Source organism: Caldimonas brevitalea, from assembly GCF_001017435.1.
Taxonomy (GTDB): domain Bacteria; phylum Pseudomonadota; class Gammaproteobacteria; order Burkholderiales; family Burkholderiaceae_C; genus Caldimonas; species Caldimonas brevitalea.
In genome coordinates this window covers 4,422,484-4,438,004 of the sequence record NZ_CP011371.1, presented here as the reverse complement: position 1 = coordinate 4,438,004, position 15,521 = coordinate 4,422,484, and the positions used below count along the sequence as shown (strand labels likewise).

16 protein-coding genes are annotated in these 15,521 nt (G+C 68.9%); 5 read left to right on the top strand and 11 right to left on the bottom strand.

What is annotated here, in order from left to right; all coding sequences use genetic code 11:
• The 3 genes from AAW51_RS18530 to AAW51_RS18520 all read right to left on the bottom strand — a co-directional run bounded on the left by AAW51_RS18530 (position 1) and on the right by AAW51_RS18520 (position 4,750).
• Complete coding sequence (locus AAW51_RS18530) at positions 1 to 1,416, bottom strand: sigma-54-dependent transcriptional regulator (RefSeq protein ID WP_047195786.1); 1,416 nt, start codon at positions 1,414 to 1,416, stop codon at positions 1 to 3.
• A gap of 486 nt (positions 1,417 to 1,902) precedes the next feature.
• Entirely contained in the window at positions 1,903 to 3,666 is a 1,764-nt protein-coding gene (locus AAW51_RS18525) for an alkaline phosphatase D family protein (protein ID WP_047195785.1), read from the bottom strand.
• A gap of 136 nt (positions 3,667 to 3,802) precedes the next feature.
• Positions 3,803 to 4,750 (bottom strand): HAD family hydrolase, encoded by a 948-nt coding sequence (locus AAW51_RS18520; protein ID WP_053013733.1) that lies wholly within the window; start codon positions 4,748 to 4,750, stop codon positions 3,803 to 3,805.
• A gap of 140 nt (positions 4,751 to 4,890) precedes the next feature.
• On the opposite strand from AAW51_RS18520, the gene phnC reads away from it, so the two are divergent.
• From phnC to AAW51_RS18495, 5 genes are all read left to right on the top strand, one after another.
• On the top strand, positions 4,891 to 5,739 hold the full coding sequence (phnC, locus tag AAW51_RS18515) for a phosphonate ABC transporter ATP-binding protein (protein WP_047198015.1): 849 nt from the start codon (positions 4,891 to 4,893) through the stop codon (positions 5,737 to 5,739).
• 59 nt (positions 5,740 to 5,798) lie between these two features.
• Positions 5,799 to 6,770 carry a phosphonate ABC transporter substrate-binding protein gene (gene phnD, locus AAW51_RS18510; RefSeq protein WP_047195784.1) on the top strand — a complete coding sequence of 324 codons (972 nt, stop codon included), beginning with the start codon at positions 5,799 to 5,801 and terminating at the stop codon, positions 6,768 to 6,770.
• Between the two features lie 15 nt (positions 6,771 to 6,785).
• Positions 6,786 to 7,601 (top strand): phosphonate ABC transporter, permease protein PhnE, encoded by an 816-nt coding sequence (gene phnE, locus AAW51_RS18505; protein WP_047195783.1) that lies wholly within the window; start codon positions 6,786 to 6,788, stop codon positions 7,599 to 7,601.
• A gap of 54 nt (positions 7,602 to 7,655) precedes the next feature.
• Positions 7,656 to 8,279: an HD domain-containing protein gene (locus tag AAW51_RS18500; RefSeq protein WP_157359957.1), complete on the top strand. Its 624-nt coding sequence runs from the start codon at positions 7,656 to 7,658 to the stop codon at positions 8,277 to 8,279.
• Positions 8,280 to 8,516: 237 nt separating this feature from the next.
• Positions 8,517 to 9,113, top strand: a complete 597-nt coding sequence (locus AAW51_RS18495; protein ID WP_047195782.1) for a GAF domain-containing protein — start codon at positions 8,517 to 8,519, stop codon at positions 9,111 to 9,113.
• Positions 9,114 to 9,123: 10 nt separating this feature from the next.
• On the opposite strand, the gene AAW51_RS18490 is transcribed toward AAW51_RS18495, so the two are convergent.
• The 8 genes from AAW51_RS18490 to phnG are packed head-to-tail and all read right to left on the bottom strand — an operon-like array spanning position 9,124 to position 15,490.
• Entirely contained in the window at positions 9,124 to 10,263 is a 1,140-nt protein-coding gene (locus tag AAW51_RS18490) for an alpha-D-ribose 1-methylphosphonate 5-triphosphate diphosphatase (RefSeq protein ID WP_047195781.1), read from the bottom strand.
• Positions 10,264 to 10,276: 13 nt separating this feature from the next.
• On the bottom strand, positions 10,277 to 11,026 hold the full coding sequence (gene phnL / locus AAW51_RS18485) for a phosphonate C-P lyase system protein PhnL (RefSeq protein WP_047195780.1): 750 nt from the start codon (positions 11,024 to 11,026) through the stop codon (positions 10,277 to 10,279).
• Between the two features lie 14 nt (positions 11,027 to 11,040).
• Positions 11,041 to 11,829 (bottom strand): phosphonate C-P lyase system protein PhnK, encoded by a 789-nt coding sequence (gene phnK, locus AAW51_RS18480; RefSeq protein WP_238947631.1) that lies wholly within the window; start codon positions 11,827 to 11,829, stop codon positions 11,041 to 11,043.
• Positions 11,819 to 12,307, bottom strand: coding sequence for a GNAT family N-acetyltransferase (locus tag AAW51_RS18475; RefSeq protein ID WP_047195778.1), 489 nt, complete (start codon positions 12,305 to 12,307; stop codon positions 11,819 to 11,821). Before AAW51_RS18475 ends, phnK begins: the two co-directional genes overlap by 11 nt.
• Entirely contained in the window at positions 12,304 to 13,161 is an 858-nt protein-coding gene (locus AAW51_RS18470) for an alpha-D-ribose 1-methylphosphonate 5-phosphate C-P-lyase PhnJ (protein WP_047195777.1), read from the bottom strand. Before AAW51_RS18470 ends, AAW51_RS18475 begins: the two co-directional genes overlap by 4 nt.
• Positions 13,158 to 14,282 carry a carbon-phosphorus lyase complex subunit gene (locus tag AAW51_RS18465; RefSeq protein WP_047195776.1) on the bottom strand — a complete coding sequence of 375 codons (1,125 nt, stop codon included), beginning with the start codon at positions 14,280 to 14,282 and terminating at the stop codon, positions 13,158 to 13,160. Before AAW51_RS18465 ends, AAW51_RS18470 begins: the two co-directional genes overlap by 4 nt.
• Positions 14,283 to 15,005, bottom strand: coding sequence for a phosphonate C-P lyase system protein PhnH (phnH, locus tag AAW51_RS18460; RefSeq protein ID WP_047195775.1), 723 nt, complete (start codon positions 15,003 to 15,005; stop codon positions 14,283 to 14,285).
• Positions 15,002 to 15,490, bottom strand: coding sequence for a phosphonate C-P lyase system protein PhnG (phnG, locus tag AAW51_RS18455; RefSeq protein ID WP_047195774.1), 489 nt, complete (start codon positions 15,488 to 15,490; stop codon positions 15,002 to 15,004). The genes phnH and phnG overlap by 4 nt, the downstream gene beginning before the upstream one ends.
• Between the last annotated feature and the right edge of the window lie 31 nt (positions 15,491 to 15,521).

The window sequence follows — 15,521 nt, the reverse complement described above, 5'->3', positions numbered from 1 at the left end:
TCATTCGAGCTCGTGGTCGGTGGGCGACGCGTCGGGGTCGGCGAGATCGTTCGGATCTGCAGAATCGGGATCGCCAGCGACGGCCTGGTGCTGCTGGTACTCCAGCAGGCGGGTGTACAGCGTTTTCATGCTGATGTTCAGCATCCGGGCGGTCTTCAGCCGGTGGCCGCCGCAGTGCTGCAGCGTGGCGAGCGTCACCAGGCGGTGCGCCTCCGAGACACTGGTGCCGACGTCGAGCCGCACCTGTGGCATGCCTGCCGGTGGGGCCCGGCTCGGCAACACCTGCAGTTCGATGTCGTCGGGCTCGATCACCTCGCCTGGTGCCATCAGGTAAGCGCGGCTGGTGACATTGCGCAGCTCGCGCACGTTGCCGGGCCACGGGTGCTGTGCCAGCTTGTGCAAGGCTGCGTCGGAGTAGTGTTTACGGTGTCCTTCACGCAACGCGAGGTCGGCGAGGACGGCGTTGGCCAGCAGCGGCAGGTCTTCCATCCGTTGCGACAGCGAAGGCACGTGCAACGGAAAGACTTGCAGCCGGTAGTACAGGTCTTCGCGCAGGTGCCCTTGTGCCACCGCCTCCTCGGGGTTGCGGTTGGTGGTGGCGATGACCCGCACGTCCGTCGTCAGGGTTTCGACCGAGCCGACGGGCGAGAACGTGCCGGTTTCCAGCACGCGCAGCAGCTTGACCTGTGAGGCCAGCGGCATCTCGGTGACTTCATCGAGCAGCAAGGTGGACCCATGTGCCTGTTCGAACAGACCGGCCCGACGCTCGTTGGCACCGGTATAAGCGCCGCGCTCATGTCCGAACAACTCGCTCTCGATCAACTGAGGCGACAGCGCGCCGCAATTGACGGCATAGAAAGGCAACCCGGCACGACGGCTCGACTCGTGGATGGCCCGTGCCACCACTTCCTTGCCGGCGCCGGTGTCGCCTTGCACGAGCACCGTGACGTTGTGACGCCCGACGCGCGAGACGGCGGTGCGCAGACGCCCGATCGCGGCCGATGAGCCGAGCAGTTGAGCGAACGCCCGTGGCAGCTGCGCAGGTTCGACACCGGGGCGCGCGTTCGAGGGCATGTCCGCGAGCAACTCGCGCAACTGGTCGAAACGCAGCGGTTTTTTGAGGTAGTCGACCACCCCGTTGCGCAGTGCCGCGATGGACGACTCGATGCTGGCATAGGCGGTTAGCAGCACCACTCGGGTGTCTTCGAGCATTTCGCGCCATGTCAGCAGGTCGAGGCCGCTGCCGTCCGGCAGCCGCAGGTCGAGCACCACGACGTCCGGGCGTTGGAAGGCAATCTGCCGGCGTGCGTCATATAGGCTGCCGGCGGTTGCCGCGGAATGACCTTCGCAAGCAAGCAGGCTCGCCAGCGTTTGCGCGGACTCCTGATCGTCTTCGACGATAAGTGCGTGAACCACGGTGAGCCTCCAGCTTGAACGGTGACAGGAAGATCGGCGACAAGTCAGGTGGCCGGATCTTGATGACGGCGGGGGAGGGCAGACCTCTACACCAGGGTCGCAGCAGTAGAGGCAAGGCTTGTTCCTGCCCCTGCCCCTGCCCCTGCCCCTGCCCCTGCCAGCAGCCGAGCGGGTGTTGATGCACGGGCGCGCCTGGCTGGGCGCCAGCGACAGGGCGCGTGCTTGTAGGGGCTACCGGTGGCAGGTGCAAGGCACATGCAGTCCAAGGGAGAGCCGGCCGCGCCATCGGTGTGAGACAGCGCTGTCCTTGCCGTCATCCCGTCCCAGGTCTCGGCGGCACCCGCCGCTGCCGGTGATGGAGCGCGAAGGCCGGACTCTGCAGTCGAGGCGTTGTCTAGACAGCCTGAGGTGTCGGGGCGGGTGGGCTTGCAACGGCGGGCCGGGGTTGCCGACCCGCCGCCCGAAGTGGCCGCGAGGGGCGCGGCTTCAGGCTTCGACCAGCTTGCGCTGGCCGCTACCAGGCAAGACCTTGAGGCTTTTCCCGAGGCTGGCCGTGGCGTCGCGGCGATCGATGCGGCTCACGTAGTGCCAGTCGGCCCGGCACTCTTCGCGGGTGGCGGTGACGACCAAAAAGCCGCGTCGGCTGGTGTCGGCGTATTCGAGGTCGCCGATCAGTTGCGTGAGGGCACCGGCGAGTTGCGCCGGGTTGACGTGGGGCAGATAGGCTTCGAAGCCCGGAGAGGTGACCGATGGCGTCGCGAACTCCACCCCGACCGCAGCCCCGCCCGCCGTGCGCAGGTTGCTGGCCCAGGCGTTGTGGGTGTCACCAGCCAGTACCACCAGGTTGCGGTCGAGCGAACTCGCCATCCCCAGCACCGTCTCGCGCGCGGCCTGGTAGCCGTCCCATGCATCCAGGTTGTACGGCAGCGCCGGTTGCGCCAACACCGCCTGCTCTTGCTGCGTCAAGGTGCCGGGCGCGACACGCGCCTTGTGCGCCAGCGCCAGGTAGTCGGCCATCGACAGGCCCTGCGCACCGCCGCTCATCAGGTTGAACAGGACCGGTGCGGGCATGTTCATGCGGCCCATCAGCACTTGTTGCCCCAGCACCTGCCACAACGCGCCGGACGCTTGCAGACGCTGCTGCAGCCATTGCGTCTGGGCTGCCCCCAGCAACTGGCGGTCGGGGGCGCCGACGTCAGCCCGGAAGGCGGCCGCGTCGAAGCCGCCGCTGACACTCAGGTAACGGCTCAGCTCGAGCTGCTGGTCGCGGCCGATCACGCGGGTGTCGAGCATGTGCAGCGACACCAGGTCGCCGAAGTCGAACGAGCGGTAGAGCCGCTCGGGCTGCGCCGGGTCGGGCATGCGCACCGGCATCCACTCGAAATACGCCTGCAGCGCGACGGCCTTGCGCGCGGCGAACTCGCCTTCGGCGGGGGCCTGGTGGTTCTCGGCGCCGTCCCGCCAGGTGTCGTTGGTGATTTCGTGATCGTCCCACACCGCGATCATCGGGAGGGCGGCATGCAGCGCCTGCAGGTCGGGGTCGCTGCGGTATTGCGCGTGGCGTGCGCGGTAGTCGGCCAGCACCACGATCTCGTGGGCCGGCTCCGACACACGGCCGAGGCGGGCCGCGTCGTCGTCGGCATAGCCGCCGCGGCCGTATTCGTAGAGGTAGTCACCCAGATGCACGGCCACATCGACATCGTCGAGCCGCGCGGCGGCGGCATAGGCGTTGAAATGGCCAGCGGGGTAGTTCGAGCACGAGAACACCGCCAGCTTCACCTGCGACACGTCGCCGGTGGGCAGCGTGCGCGTGCGGCCCACCGGGGAGCGGGTCTCGCCGTGGCGGAAGCGGTAGTGGTAGGTGGTGTGGGGCGTCAGGCCGGTGACGTCGACCTTGGCTGTGTAGTCGCGGCTTGCATCGGTGTCGACGCGGCCGCTCGCGACCACTTGTCGGAACTCGGCGTCGGTCGCCAGCTCCCAGTCGAGCGTCAAGCGCTCGTCGCGTGCCGGCGTAGCGCGAGTCCAGAGGATGACGCGGTCGGACAAGGGGTCGCCACTGGCCACGCCATGCTGGAAGGCGACCGAGCCCGGCCCTTCGGCAGGCGGTAGCGGCGGGTCGTCGTCGTTACCGCCGCCGCAGCCGCTCAACCCCAGGGCGCTGCCGAGCGCCACCGAGCCCAGGGTGAGGTCGCGGATAAAGCGGCGCCGGGAGGTGTCGGCGGCCAACTGTCGTTTGTGTTTCGTGAGCATCGCTGTCTCGCAGAGTGGGGCAGCGGCGCAGCGTAGTGGCGCTCGGTGAATCGCCGGTGACAGCGAGGCGCGGCCCGGTGTCCATCGGCGGTCGATTCGAAACATCGGCGCGCACGGGACGGTGCGCCTCGGCGTGTCAACGGCGTTTCGCGTCCGGCGTGCTCAGTCGGGCCAGCAACGCACCGAAGGCTGCCGGGTCGGGCAAGCGCAGCGTCTGCTCGAGCCCCTTGTAGTCCAGCTCGGCATTGCCGACGATCACCGCCAACCCGACGCCCGACAAGAAGGTGTCGGGCGGGGCGTCCCCGGCGCCCACCGAGCAGGCGAGATCCACACCGAGCCGCGCCGCCAGATGCTCGGCGCCCGAGCGCTTGTCGACGCCCGCATGGGTGAAGAAGCTGGTGCGATGTGTGTGCTGGTAGGCCATCAGCCGGTCCTGCGGTGCGTCGATCAGCAGGAAGATCATGCAGATCTCGGTCGCCAGCAGCTGGGCCCTCAGGGTCGCCAGCGGACCGGCGATGACGCGCGACGCGCTCGGGTATTTTTGCAGCACCTCGCTCAGATGGGCGGGGCGCGGCGTCCAGATCTGCTCGCCCACCTGCCAGTTGCGCGGATAGAAAAACACCCTCAGCTCGTCGACCCCGTCGCGCAGCAGACCGTCCACGCCGTCGAGCACTTCGACGATTTCCTCAGGCTGCAGCGGATAGGCCGCGGTCTCCTCGAAGCGCAGCAGGCCGCTGGCCGCAGCCGTGATCTGCCCGATCTGGCTGCCCTTCATCGCCACCAGCGGAATCGGTAACCCGGCGTGGCGCAACCAGTCCGGCGCGATCTCCCGCATCACCGACATCGGAAAGCGCAGCGTGTCGATGATGACCGGGCGGTGGGCCCGGTGCACCGCCCGCAGGCCGTCTGCGATGGCCCGCGGCACGACGCTGCGCCCTGCGCGCTCCTGCAGCGCGGTGCCGTCGAGATCGGTGACCACGCCGGCGGTGGGCTGGGCGCGCCAGCGGTCGGCAAAGTCGTGCAGCGTTTCCCAACCGGGCAGGGCCGGTCGAGGGGCCAGCGCGCGTCGAAGCAGGGACGGCATGTCCGTCGGCGGGCAAGCCCCATTCCCGTGCCGAGCCGGCGAAGCTGTCATCGGGGCGTCACGAGCGGTTCACCGCGCAGTCACGAGTGGTCTAGATGATGCTGGGCATCACACAGATCAACCAAACTCAGGAGACGTCCATGTCCGACCCGGTGATCGAGGTGCGCGGTTTGCGCAAGACCTTCGGCGACTGTTGCGCGCTCAAGGGCGTGGACCTGACGGTGCGGCAGGGCGAGATGGTGGCCCTGCTGGGCGCCTCGGGCTCCGGCAAGTCCACCTTGCTGCGCCACCTCTCGGGCTTGCACCGCGCCGATGCCGGCAGTCACTCCGAGATCACGATGCTGGGCCGGCTGGTGCAGCAGGGCGGCCGGCTCGATCGCCAGGCCCGCAGCATCCGCAGCACGGTGGCCACCATCTTCCAGCAGTTCAACCTGGTCGACCGTCTGCCCGTGTTGCACAACGTGCTCACCGGCGCCTTCCACCGCCTGCCGCTATGGCGCACGCTGCTGGGCCGGTTCCCGCCGGCCGAGCTGGCGTCGGCCTTGCAGGCCTTGCAGCGGGTGGGCATGGCCGAGCGGGCCTGGCAACGTGCCTCCACGCTGTCGGGCGGTCAGCAGCAGCGGGCCGCGATCTCGAGGGCCATCGTGCAGCGGGCCCAGGTGATCCTGGCCGACGAGCCGATCGCCTCGCTCGATCCGGAATCGAGCCGCCGCGTGATGGAGCTGCTGGCCGAGCTGAACCGCGAGCAGGGTGTCACCGTGCTGGTCTCGCTGCACCAGGTCGACTACGCCTTCGCCTATTGCCCGCGCACCGTCGCGCTGCGGCACGGCGAGGTGGTGTACGACGGCCCGACCCGTTCGCTGACACGCGAGCGCCTGAAAGACCTCTACGGCACGCAGAGCGACGAATTGTTCGAGCACGCCTTGTCGGGCAGTGTCGCCCCGTCGCCCCGAACCGCCGCCCCACAGCCGGCACTGCAGCTTGCGTGACCCCGTTGCGCCGTGTGCTCGCCGTACCCCTTTTGTCCCGTTTCCGCCAGGAGCTTCCCTTGAAACGCCGTCATTTGTCCCTCGCTGCGCTGGCCCTCGGCCTGCTCGGCCCCTGCGCCGTCGCGCAGACCCAGACCCTCAACTTCGGTTTCATCTCCACCGAGTCGTCGCAGAACCTGAAGAGCGCATGGCAGCCGCTGCTCGAAGACATGCAAAAGGCCACCGGCCTGAAGGTCAACGCTTTCTTCGCGCCCGATTACGCCGGCGTGATCGAAGCGATGCGCTTCAACAAGGTGCAGGTCGCCTGGATGGGCAACAAGTCGGCGCTGGAAGCGGTGGACCGGGCCGGCGGTGAGGTGTTCGCCAAAGTGACGCAGGCCGACGGCGCCGGCGGCTACTGGAGCCTGATGTTGGTGCACAAGGACAGCCCGCTGAAGTCGCTCGACGACGTGCTCAAGCGCCGTGCGGAGCTGTCCCTGGGTTTCGGTGACCCGAATTCCACTTCGGGCTCGCTGGTGCCGGGCTATTACGCCTTCGCGCAGAACCAGGTCGATCCGGTGAAGGACTTCAAGCGCACCGTGCGCGCCAACCACGAAACCAACATCCTCGCGGTGGCGAGCAAGCAGGTCGACGTGGCCACGGTCGCCAGCGACGGTGTCGACCGCATGAAGATCAAGCAGCCGGAACGTCATGCCCTGCTGCGCGAGGTGTGGCGCTCGCCGTTGATCGCGAGCGACCCGATGGTGTGGCGCAAGGATCTGGACGCTGCGGCGCGTCAGAAAGTGCGCGACTTCCTGCTCGGCTACGGCCGCGACGCACGCGAAAAGGAGATCCTCAAGACGCTGACCTTCGCCGGCTTCGTCGCCTCGGACAACCAGCAGCTGCTGCCGATCCGGCAGCTCGAGCTGGCCCGCGACCGCGCCAAGGCCGAGTCCGACACCACGTTGTCGGCCGACGAGAAGCGTCGGCGGCTGCAGGACATCGACGCCCGCCTCGCCGAGCTGCAGAAGCTGCTGGCGAGCGCCAAATAATCGGATCGGCGCACCATGTCCGACACGCTGACCCAGCGTTTGAGCGGCAGCCCGCCGCCGGCCGCCCCGCGCGCGGCGCAGGCGTCCACCGGGCGCTTGCTGCTGTGGGGCCTGTTGCTGGCCTTGCTGGCAGGGTCGTGGAAGGGCGCCGACATGCGCCCGCTCGACTTGTTCCGCGACGCCGGCAACGTCACCGAATACCTGGTCGGCTTCTTCCCGCCCAGCTTCCGCGAGTGGAAGTACTACGCCAGCGAGTTGATCGTCACCCTGCAGATCGCGCTGTGGGGCACCGCGCTCGCAATCGTGTGCTCGGTGCCGCTCGGTTTGCTCGCGTCGTCCAACATCACACCGTGGTGGCTCCATCAGCCGGTGCGGCGGCTGCTCGACGGCTGCCGTGCCATCAACGAGATGGTGTTCGCCCTGCTGTTCGTGGTCGCGGTCGGCCTGGGCCCGTTCGCCGGCGTGCTGGCCTTGTGGGTCCACACCACTGGCAGCCTGGCCAAGTTGTTCTCGGAGGCGGTGGAAGCGATCGACCCGCAGCCGGTCGAAGGCATCCGGGCCAGCGGCGCGCACCCGCTGGAGGAGATCGCCTACGGCGTGTTGCCGCAGGTGGCGCCATTGTGGATCTCGTATTCGCTGTACCGCTTCGAGGCCAATGTGCGGTCGGCCTCGGTCGTCGGCATGGTCGGCGCGGGCGGCATCGGCATGGTGCTGTGGGAGGTGATCCGCGGCTTCCAGTATGCCGAGACGGCGGCGGTGTTGGCGATGCTGGTCGTGTCCGTGTCGATCATCGACGTGCTGTCGTCGGCCTTGCGCAAACGGTTGATGTGAGCGGCCGCACCCGGGCGGTGCGGCTGTGTTGAACAGAGCCGAAAGGAGTCCCCGATGGAAGCCCTTGATGACGACGCTCTCGAAGACCGGCCGGTGCTGGCCCAGATCGAGCATCTGTTCCTGACCCGCGGCCAGCGTCTCTATAGCGGCGCACACGCCGAGGCGGTCACCGCGCTCGACCACGCACTGCAGTGTGCGCAACTGGCGGAGTGGGCGGAGGCCGACGAGACACTCGTCGCCGCCGCCTTTCTCCACGACCTGGGCCATTTGATGGACGAGACGCCGGCCGCCGACCATGAGGACGACCAGCACGAGGTCCGCGCCCTGACGCTGTTGCGGGCCGACTTCGGCCCGCAGGTCACCGAGCCGATCCGCCTGCATGTGCAGGCCAAGCGTTATCTTTGCGCGCGCGACCCCGGCTACCAGGCCGGCCTCAGCGCGGCGTCGGCGCACTCGCTCTTGCTGCAGGGCGGGCCGATGAGCCTTGACGAGGCGCTGACCTTCGAGACCGGGCCGCATGCCGTCGCCACGCTGCAACTGCGGCGGTGGGACGACCTAGCCAAGCAGCCCGGCAAGCGCACGCCGCCGCTGCACTACTACCTCGGCGTGCTCGAAGGTGTGGTGGCCCGGCCTTTCATCGACACGCGAACCGGCATCGGCTCGTTCAGCATCGCCTGAGGGTTTCCCCCTGCCTCCGGAGGCCAGGACGGCGCCGCCGGCGTGACTTATTTGCTCAAGATCTTTCACGCCACGCCGAAAACGCCATAGACACCCTTTGGGCAGTAGCCCGACGTGCTGTCGCGGCGCCCTCAAAGGGCCGGTCCCCGGAATTCATTGCGGTCTCGCCGAGACCGCAGCCGCGGGGCCACCGCGCACGTCGGGCAGCTGCAGCGTGAGCGAGCAGTGGCTGAACCTATGAGCACGGTAGAACACAACGCGGCGATCGGGCCGCAAGCGGCGGCGGCACCCACGCTGGAGTCCCTCCCTGCGCGCTTGCAGGGGCACAGCTCCGACCTGCTGGCCGGGCGGTTGTCGCACGACCATTACCGGGCCCTGCTGTGCGTGGAACTGCAACGCGCCTTCCACTGCTCACGGGCCAGCTTGTGGCGCTTCGGCGGCCGCGTCCCCGGCGACCTGTCGCTGACCTGCACGGCAGTGTTCGACGCCCAGGACGGTGCGTCCGAAGGCGGCGACACGCTGCAGCAGGGCGAATACCGCGAGTATTTCGAGACGCTGCTGCGCCACGGCGTCTACGCCTGCCGCGACGTCCTCGACGACCCGCACCTGCGCGGGCTGGTGGAGCCCTATTTCGTGCCCCGCGGCATCCGCTCCCTGCTCGACACCACCTTCAAGGTCAACGGCCGCGTGTTCGGCGTCGTCTGCATCGAACAGACTGGCCATCCCCGGCTGTGGACCAGCGCCGAGCAGCGGGTGCTGCGACAGGTGGCAGTGCAGATCAGCCTCGTCGTGGGCCGCCTCGAGGCACGGCACTTGAGTCATCCGAAGCCGTAGGGACGCCGCCTTACGCGACGCGGCAGCCTGCGCGCCACACCATCCGCACCGCCGGGCGGCCCGCGACTTCGCGCACGCGCACCAGATCCGCACGCAACCCAGGGTGGATCTGGCCGCGATCCACCAGGCCGGTGGCGCACGCAGGCGCCCGGGTGACCACACCCACCGCTTCGCTCAACGAAAAGCCGGCAGCCTGCTGCAGACACCAGGCCGCGGCCAGCAGGCTGGACGGCACATAGTCCGACGAGAGCGCGTCGAGCACGCCTTCACGGGCCAGTTCGATCGCGGCGACGTTGCCCGAATGCGACCCCCCGCGCACGACGTTGGGCGCACCCGCTACCGTGTACAACCCATGCGCTTTGGCATGACGCGCCGCGGCCAGGGTGGTGGGGAACTCGCTCATCACCGCGCCGAGCGCGACGGCTTCGTCGACATGCGCGACGGTCGTGTCGTCGTGGGTGGCCACCGCGATGCCATGCGCCTGGCAGTGCGCGACGAACCAGCTGCGGTTGGGCTCGGCATGCCGGGTCTGGCGCTCCGGTGCGGCCCGCAGTTCCGCCTCGAACTTCTCGTCGCTCCAGCCCTTTTTGCCGGTGTAGTAGGTGCGCGCGTGTTCGATGTCGGTCCATTGCCGCTGACCGGGCGTGTGGTCCATCAAGGACAGCAGCTTGAGCCGCCGGTGGCCCGCGAACGGCGCGAACAGGGCTTGCGCATTGGGCGCCGGCAGCTCGCAACGGACATGGACGTAATGGTCCGCGCGCAACACGCCGGCCTCGTCCAGCAGGTCGAGCACCCGCAGCAGCTCGCTCTGGTCTTGTGCCCGGAAGCCCTCGCCGTAGGGGTCGCCGACGCCGATGGCATCGAACACGGTGGTGATGCCGGCGGCCGCCATTTCGGCGTCGTGCGCCTGGACCGCCGGCTGGGCCGGGAAGGACACCTTGGGCCGCGGCATGATGTGGCGCTCCAGGTTGTCGGTGTGCACCTCGACCAGGCCGGGCAGCAGGTAGTCGCCGTCCAGGTCCACCGCCTGGGGCAGCGCGCTGGGGCCGTGGTCGACCGAGGCGATGCGGCCGTCGCGCACCAGCACGCTGCCGCGCACCACCTCGTGCGCCAGCACCAGGCGGGCGTTGTTCAAGACCAGTTCTGTCATGTCGTGCCGTCCCTCAGAGGTCGACGCAGCGGGTCGCGACCGCGTCGCGCACCTCTTCGTCATGGAAGATGCCGACGATGGCCGCGCCGCGCACCCGCGCCGCGCGGACCAACGACACCACCGCGCGCCGGTTGGTTGCATCGAGCGACGCGGTGGGTTCGTCGAGCAACAGCACCGGCGTGTGCTTGACGAATCCGCGCGCGATGTTGACACGTTGCTGTTCGCCGCCCGAGAAGGTGGACGGCGGCAGCGCCCACAGGGCGGGGGGCAGGTGGAGTCGCGCGAACAACTCGCGCACCTGTTCGCGGGCGGCTTCCGCCTGGGTTTCCCAGCACGGATCGTCGAGTCCGGCCGGGCTGTCCTGCAACTGGTCTTCGAGCAAGCGCTCGGCCACCACGTCGAGCGCCGACACGCGCGGCACCGCGCGCAGGAACTGGCTCACGTAGCTCACGCCGTGTCGGCGCAGCGCCAGCACTTCCTGCGGCGAGGCGCGGTGCAGATCGGTTGCGCCGTCCGGCGTGCGTACCGTCACGCGGGTCCCGGGCAGATCGTCGCCGGCATAGTTGCCATACAAACACTTGAGCACGGTGGACTTGCCTTGCCCGGAGGCGCCGACCAAGGCGACACACTCGCCGGCATGGACCTGCAGTGAAAAGCGGTCGAGCACCGGCAGGCGGTGGTGGCTGCGCAAGTGCAGCGTGAAGGTCTTGCTCAGGTCTTGCACGTCGATCACGGGCAGGCCGTCGGGGATGGGCGTGTTCATCTGGGGTTCAGGTCTCAAGGGGTCACGACAGACGACACCAGCAGCTGGGTGTACTCGTGCTGCGGGTCGTCGAAGACACGGTCGGTCAGGCCGTGCTCGACGATGTGGCCCCGTCGCATCACGACGGTGCGGTGCGCCAGCAGCCGGGCCACGCCCAGGTCATGGGTCACGATGATGGCCGACAGGTGCAGCCGCGCGACCAACAGGCGGATCAGGTCGAGCAAGCGGGCTTGCACCGACACGTCGAGCCCCGAGGTGGGTTCGTCCATCAGCACCAGGCGCGGGCGGGTGACGAGGTTGCGGGCGATCTGCAGACGCTGCCGCATGCCGCCCGAGAACTCGCGCGGCAGGTCGTCGATGCGTGCGGCGTCGAGTTCCACCCGCGTCATCCACTGGCAGGCTTCGGCGCGCAGCCGTCCGAAGTGGCGTTCGCCCAGCCCCATCAGGCGTTCGCCGATGTTGCCGCCCGCGCTCACCGACATGCGCAGCCCGTCGCTCGCCTGCTGCTCGACGTAGCCCCACTCGGTGCGCGCCAGCAAGCGCCGCTGCGCTTCGCCGATGGCATGCACGTCGACCCATCGGCCGTCCCGAGAGCGGTAGTGCACGCTGCCGCGGGTCGGCGTGTGCCGTCCGGCCAAACACCCCAGCAGCGTCGACTTACCGGAACCGGACTCGCCGACCACGGCCAGCACCTCGCCCGGGTAGAGCTCGAAGCTCGCGTCCTGCACCGCCCACAGGCCGTCGCCGAAACGATGGCCCACACCTTGTACGCGCAGCAGCGCTTGCGCCTTGTCATGCATCATCGAGGGTCACCAGAAAGCTGTAGCCGTGCACCTCGAAGCCGAGGTGACGATAGAAGTCATGCGAGCGGACGCGTGAAGCACGGCTCGACAGCGCCAGCTTGTAGCAACCACGGGTGCGCGCATGTTGCATCGCGTGGGTCAACAGTCGCCGGCCGAGACCCTGGCCTTGCACATCGGGGGCGACCGCGACGTCTTCGACCAGCGCCGACGGTGCGCAGCCGTGCGCCAGGTTGTCGAGGATGACGAGGGCCAGCGTGCCGACGGGGCGAGCCTCGAGCTCGGCCAGCCACACGGTGTAGTCGGGATAGCGGCTGATGCGGTCGAAGGCCGCTTGCGCGCGTGCCAGGTCGTGCGTGCCGGGCGCATCGAGGCCGGCGGCCTCGTACAGCGCGAGCACGGCCGGCAGGTCGTCCCGGGTGGCGGGCCGGATCACCACCTCGATCGGGTCGCTGTCCGGGGCCTCCATGGCTGCACTCATGATTGCACCTCGCGCTGCTCGCGGCACCAGTCGGTGTCCGAGCACGTCCACAGCCGGTTGCCGTCGTCGAGCACCACTTCGTCCAGATAGCTGCCGGTGCAGCCGCACAGTGCGCAGGGCTGGTCGGAGGTTTCGACGGTGAAGGGGTGGTCCTCGAAGTCGAGCGAAACGACCCGGGTGTACGGCGGCACGGCGTAGATGCGCTTCTCGCGCCCGGCGCCGAACAGCTGTAAGGCCGGCATGTGATCCATCTTGGGGTTGTCGAACTTCGGGATCGGCGACGGTGCCATCACATAGTGGCCGTCGACCAGCACCGGGTAGTCATAGGTGGTCTCGATGCGGCCCCACTGTGCAATGTCTTCGTAGAGCTTGACGTTCATCAGCCCGTACTCGCGGTGCGCGTGCAGCTTGCGCGTTTCGGTCCGGCGTGGTTCGAGCTTGTACAGCGGTTCCGGTTGCGGCACCTGGTAGATCAAGGTTTGCGCCTCGGTGAGCGGCGCCTCGGGGATGCGGTGGCGGGTCTGGATCAGGGTCGCCTCGCGGGTGCGCTCGGTCGTCTTCACGCCAGTGGTGCGGGCGAAAAACTGCCGGATGTTGACGGCATTGGTGGTGTCGTCCGAGCCCTGGTCGATCACCTTGAGCACATCGGCCCGGCCGATCACCGCCGCCGTGACCTGGATGCCGCCGGTGCCCCAGCCATAGGCGAGCGGCATTTCACGTGAGGCGAACGGCACCTGGTGGCCCGGGATGGCGACGGCCTTGAGGATGGCGCGGCGGATCATGCGCTTGGTCCGCTCGTCGAGGTAGGCGAAGCTGTAGCCTTCGGCGGCTGCTTGCACGGTGGTGGTGTTCATTGCGGCTGCTCCCCTGCGCCGTTTTTGCCGGCCGCCCCCTCGGGCCGCCCATGTTCGGACTGCAGCTGCCGCACCAGCTGCAGCTCGCTCTCGAAGGTCACGTAGTGCGGCAGCTTCAGGTGCTGCACGAAGCCGGAGGCTTCGACACTGTCGGAGTGCGGCAGCACGAACTCCTGGTCCTGGGCCGGGCTGGTGCGGTCCTCGCCGAACTCGTCGGCCCGCATCACGCGGTCGACCAGCGACATCGCCATCGCTTTGCGCTCGCTGCGCCCGAAGCACAGGCCGTAGCCGCGCGTGAAATGGGGCGGCTTGTCGGCGTTGCCGGTGAACTGGTTGACCATCTGGCACTCGGTCAACTCGACCTCGCCGATCTCGATCGCACAGCCCAACTCGTCCGGCACCAGCTCCACCGGTACCGGGCCCAGGCGGATCTCGCCGGCGAACGGATGCGTGTTGGCGTAGCCGCGCTGGGTGGAGTAGGCGAGGCCCAGCACCCAGCCTTCGTCGCCGCGGGCCAGCATCTGCAACCGGCCCGCCCGCGACAGCGGGTAGCTGGGGGGCGTGCGGGTGATGTCGCTCGGCTCCGGGTCGCCGTCGCTCGGTGCGCAGGTTTCCACCAGGCCTTCTTGCACCAGGGTGCTCAGGGCATCGGGCAGGGCGGCCGGGTCGGCCTGCGGCGAGGAGGGCAGGGCACTGGCGGTCGGCGGTGTCGCGGGCCGCAGCAGTCCGAAGTCGAGCAGGCGTTGGGTGTAGTCGTAGGTCGCCCCCAGCACCTGCCCGCCGGGCAGGTCCTTGAAAATGGCCGACACGCGGCGCGTCACGGCCATGCGCTGTGTGTCGACCGGCAGGGCGTAGCCCAGCCGGGGCAGCGTGGTGCGGTAGGCGCGCAGCAGGAACACCGCCTCGACGACGTCGCCTTGTGCCTGTTTGAGCGCGAGCGCAGCCAGTTGGGGGTCGTACAGCGAGGCTTCGGACATGACACGGTCGACCAGCAAGCCGAGTTGCTGCTCGACCTGGCCCACCTCGAGCTCGCGGACCTCCGGGTCGCCCCGGCGCTCTTCGCTGAGCAGGCGACGCGACGCATCGATGGCCCGCTCGCCTCCTTTGACGGCGATATACATTCAGACGCTCCTGTCGTGGCCGAGGATTTCCACCCGCGTGGAGCGCGGCAGTGCCGCCAGCTGCTCGCCGCAGCTGAAGACGAGGTCGATGCCGCGGGGGAAGCTCAGGTGGGCCGCGGCTCGCTGTTGCCAGAACCCGAGGTCCAGCCCCGCCACCTGCAGGCGGTGCGCATGCCGTATGCCGGGGCCGGTCAGTCGCACCCAGACGCCGTCACCCGGTAGACGCTGTGTCGGCGGTTCCGCCCCGGCGGGCTCTTCCAGCGCATCGAGCCCGGCGGCTTCGATCACCAGGGTGGCTCCATCTTCCGGCGCCTCATCGCTGCCGGGGTTCAGGCGACACAGCACGTCTTCACAAGCAGCGCCGACGAGCGCAAAGGCGAATTCGCAGGACGACACATCGTGTGCGACTGCCATGCCGGTATGGAAGCGCGCGTAGGCGACGAGTGCGTCGGTCTGGTGTGGATCGCGTCCCACCTCGGGGCTGATCCAGACCCGGGTGTCGGCGTCGGCCAGCGCCAGCAGCACGGCCAGCGTGGCGGGGGCCATCGGGGTGGTGCGCTCCAGGCCCTGCAATGACGCTCGGTCCAGCGTCTGGACGCGGCCGGGGCGGGCCATCGCGTCGAGCAGTCGACGGAACGTGGCTTGCGCAGCATGCACCGGGTCCGCGAAGCCGGGTGCCAGGGCAGCGACAGCGACGGGGGTGCCAGCGAGGCCGGGGCTCATCGGGCCACCTCCGCTTGCAGCGTGTGGAACTCGACCCGGCTGGTGGCGGTGCGCGCCTGCGCCGCGGCGCGGCGTGCGGCTGCTGCCGCAGCGAGAGGCTCGATCACCCGGCGCATGACGTCGGCTCGGCACAGCGGCAGTTGCAGCAGCGCGTCGATGCATGCGACCCAGGAGGCGCGCTGCGTGTCCCGGCCCAGCACGTAGCCGACGCCGGCGGCCGATTCGCCCTCGGGCAGGCAGACCCGCACCACACAGCGGGTGACCGTGGCTTCGCCGAGGTTGAAGCGGTCGCCGCTGTTGCCGATGCGCCCGCGCAGCATCACCAGCCCCGGCTCGGGATGGCGCAGCCAGTCGAAGCGCTGCGCGTTGGCGACCGGCGCTGCCCAGCGGGCCAGCTCGGCCGAGGTGGCGCGCGCCAGCACCTGCAACCAGCGGCGGCGTTCCTCCGGGCTGGACGGGTGGGGTTCGTTTAAGTGTTTCGACATGGTGTTGTCATCTAGACGACCTGATAATGCC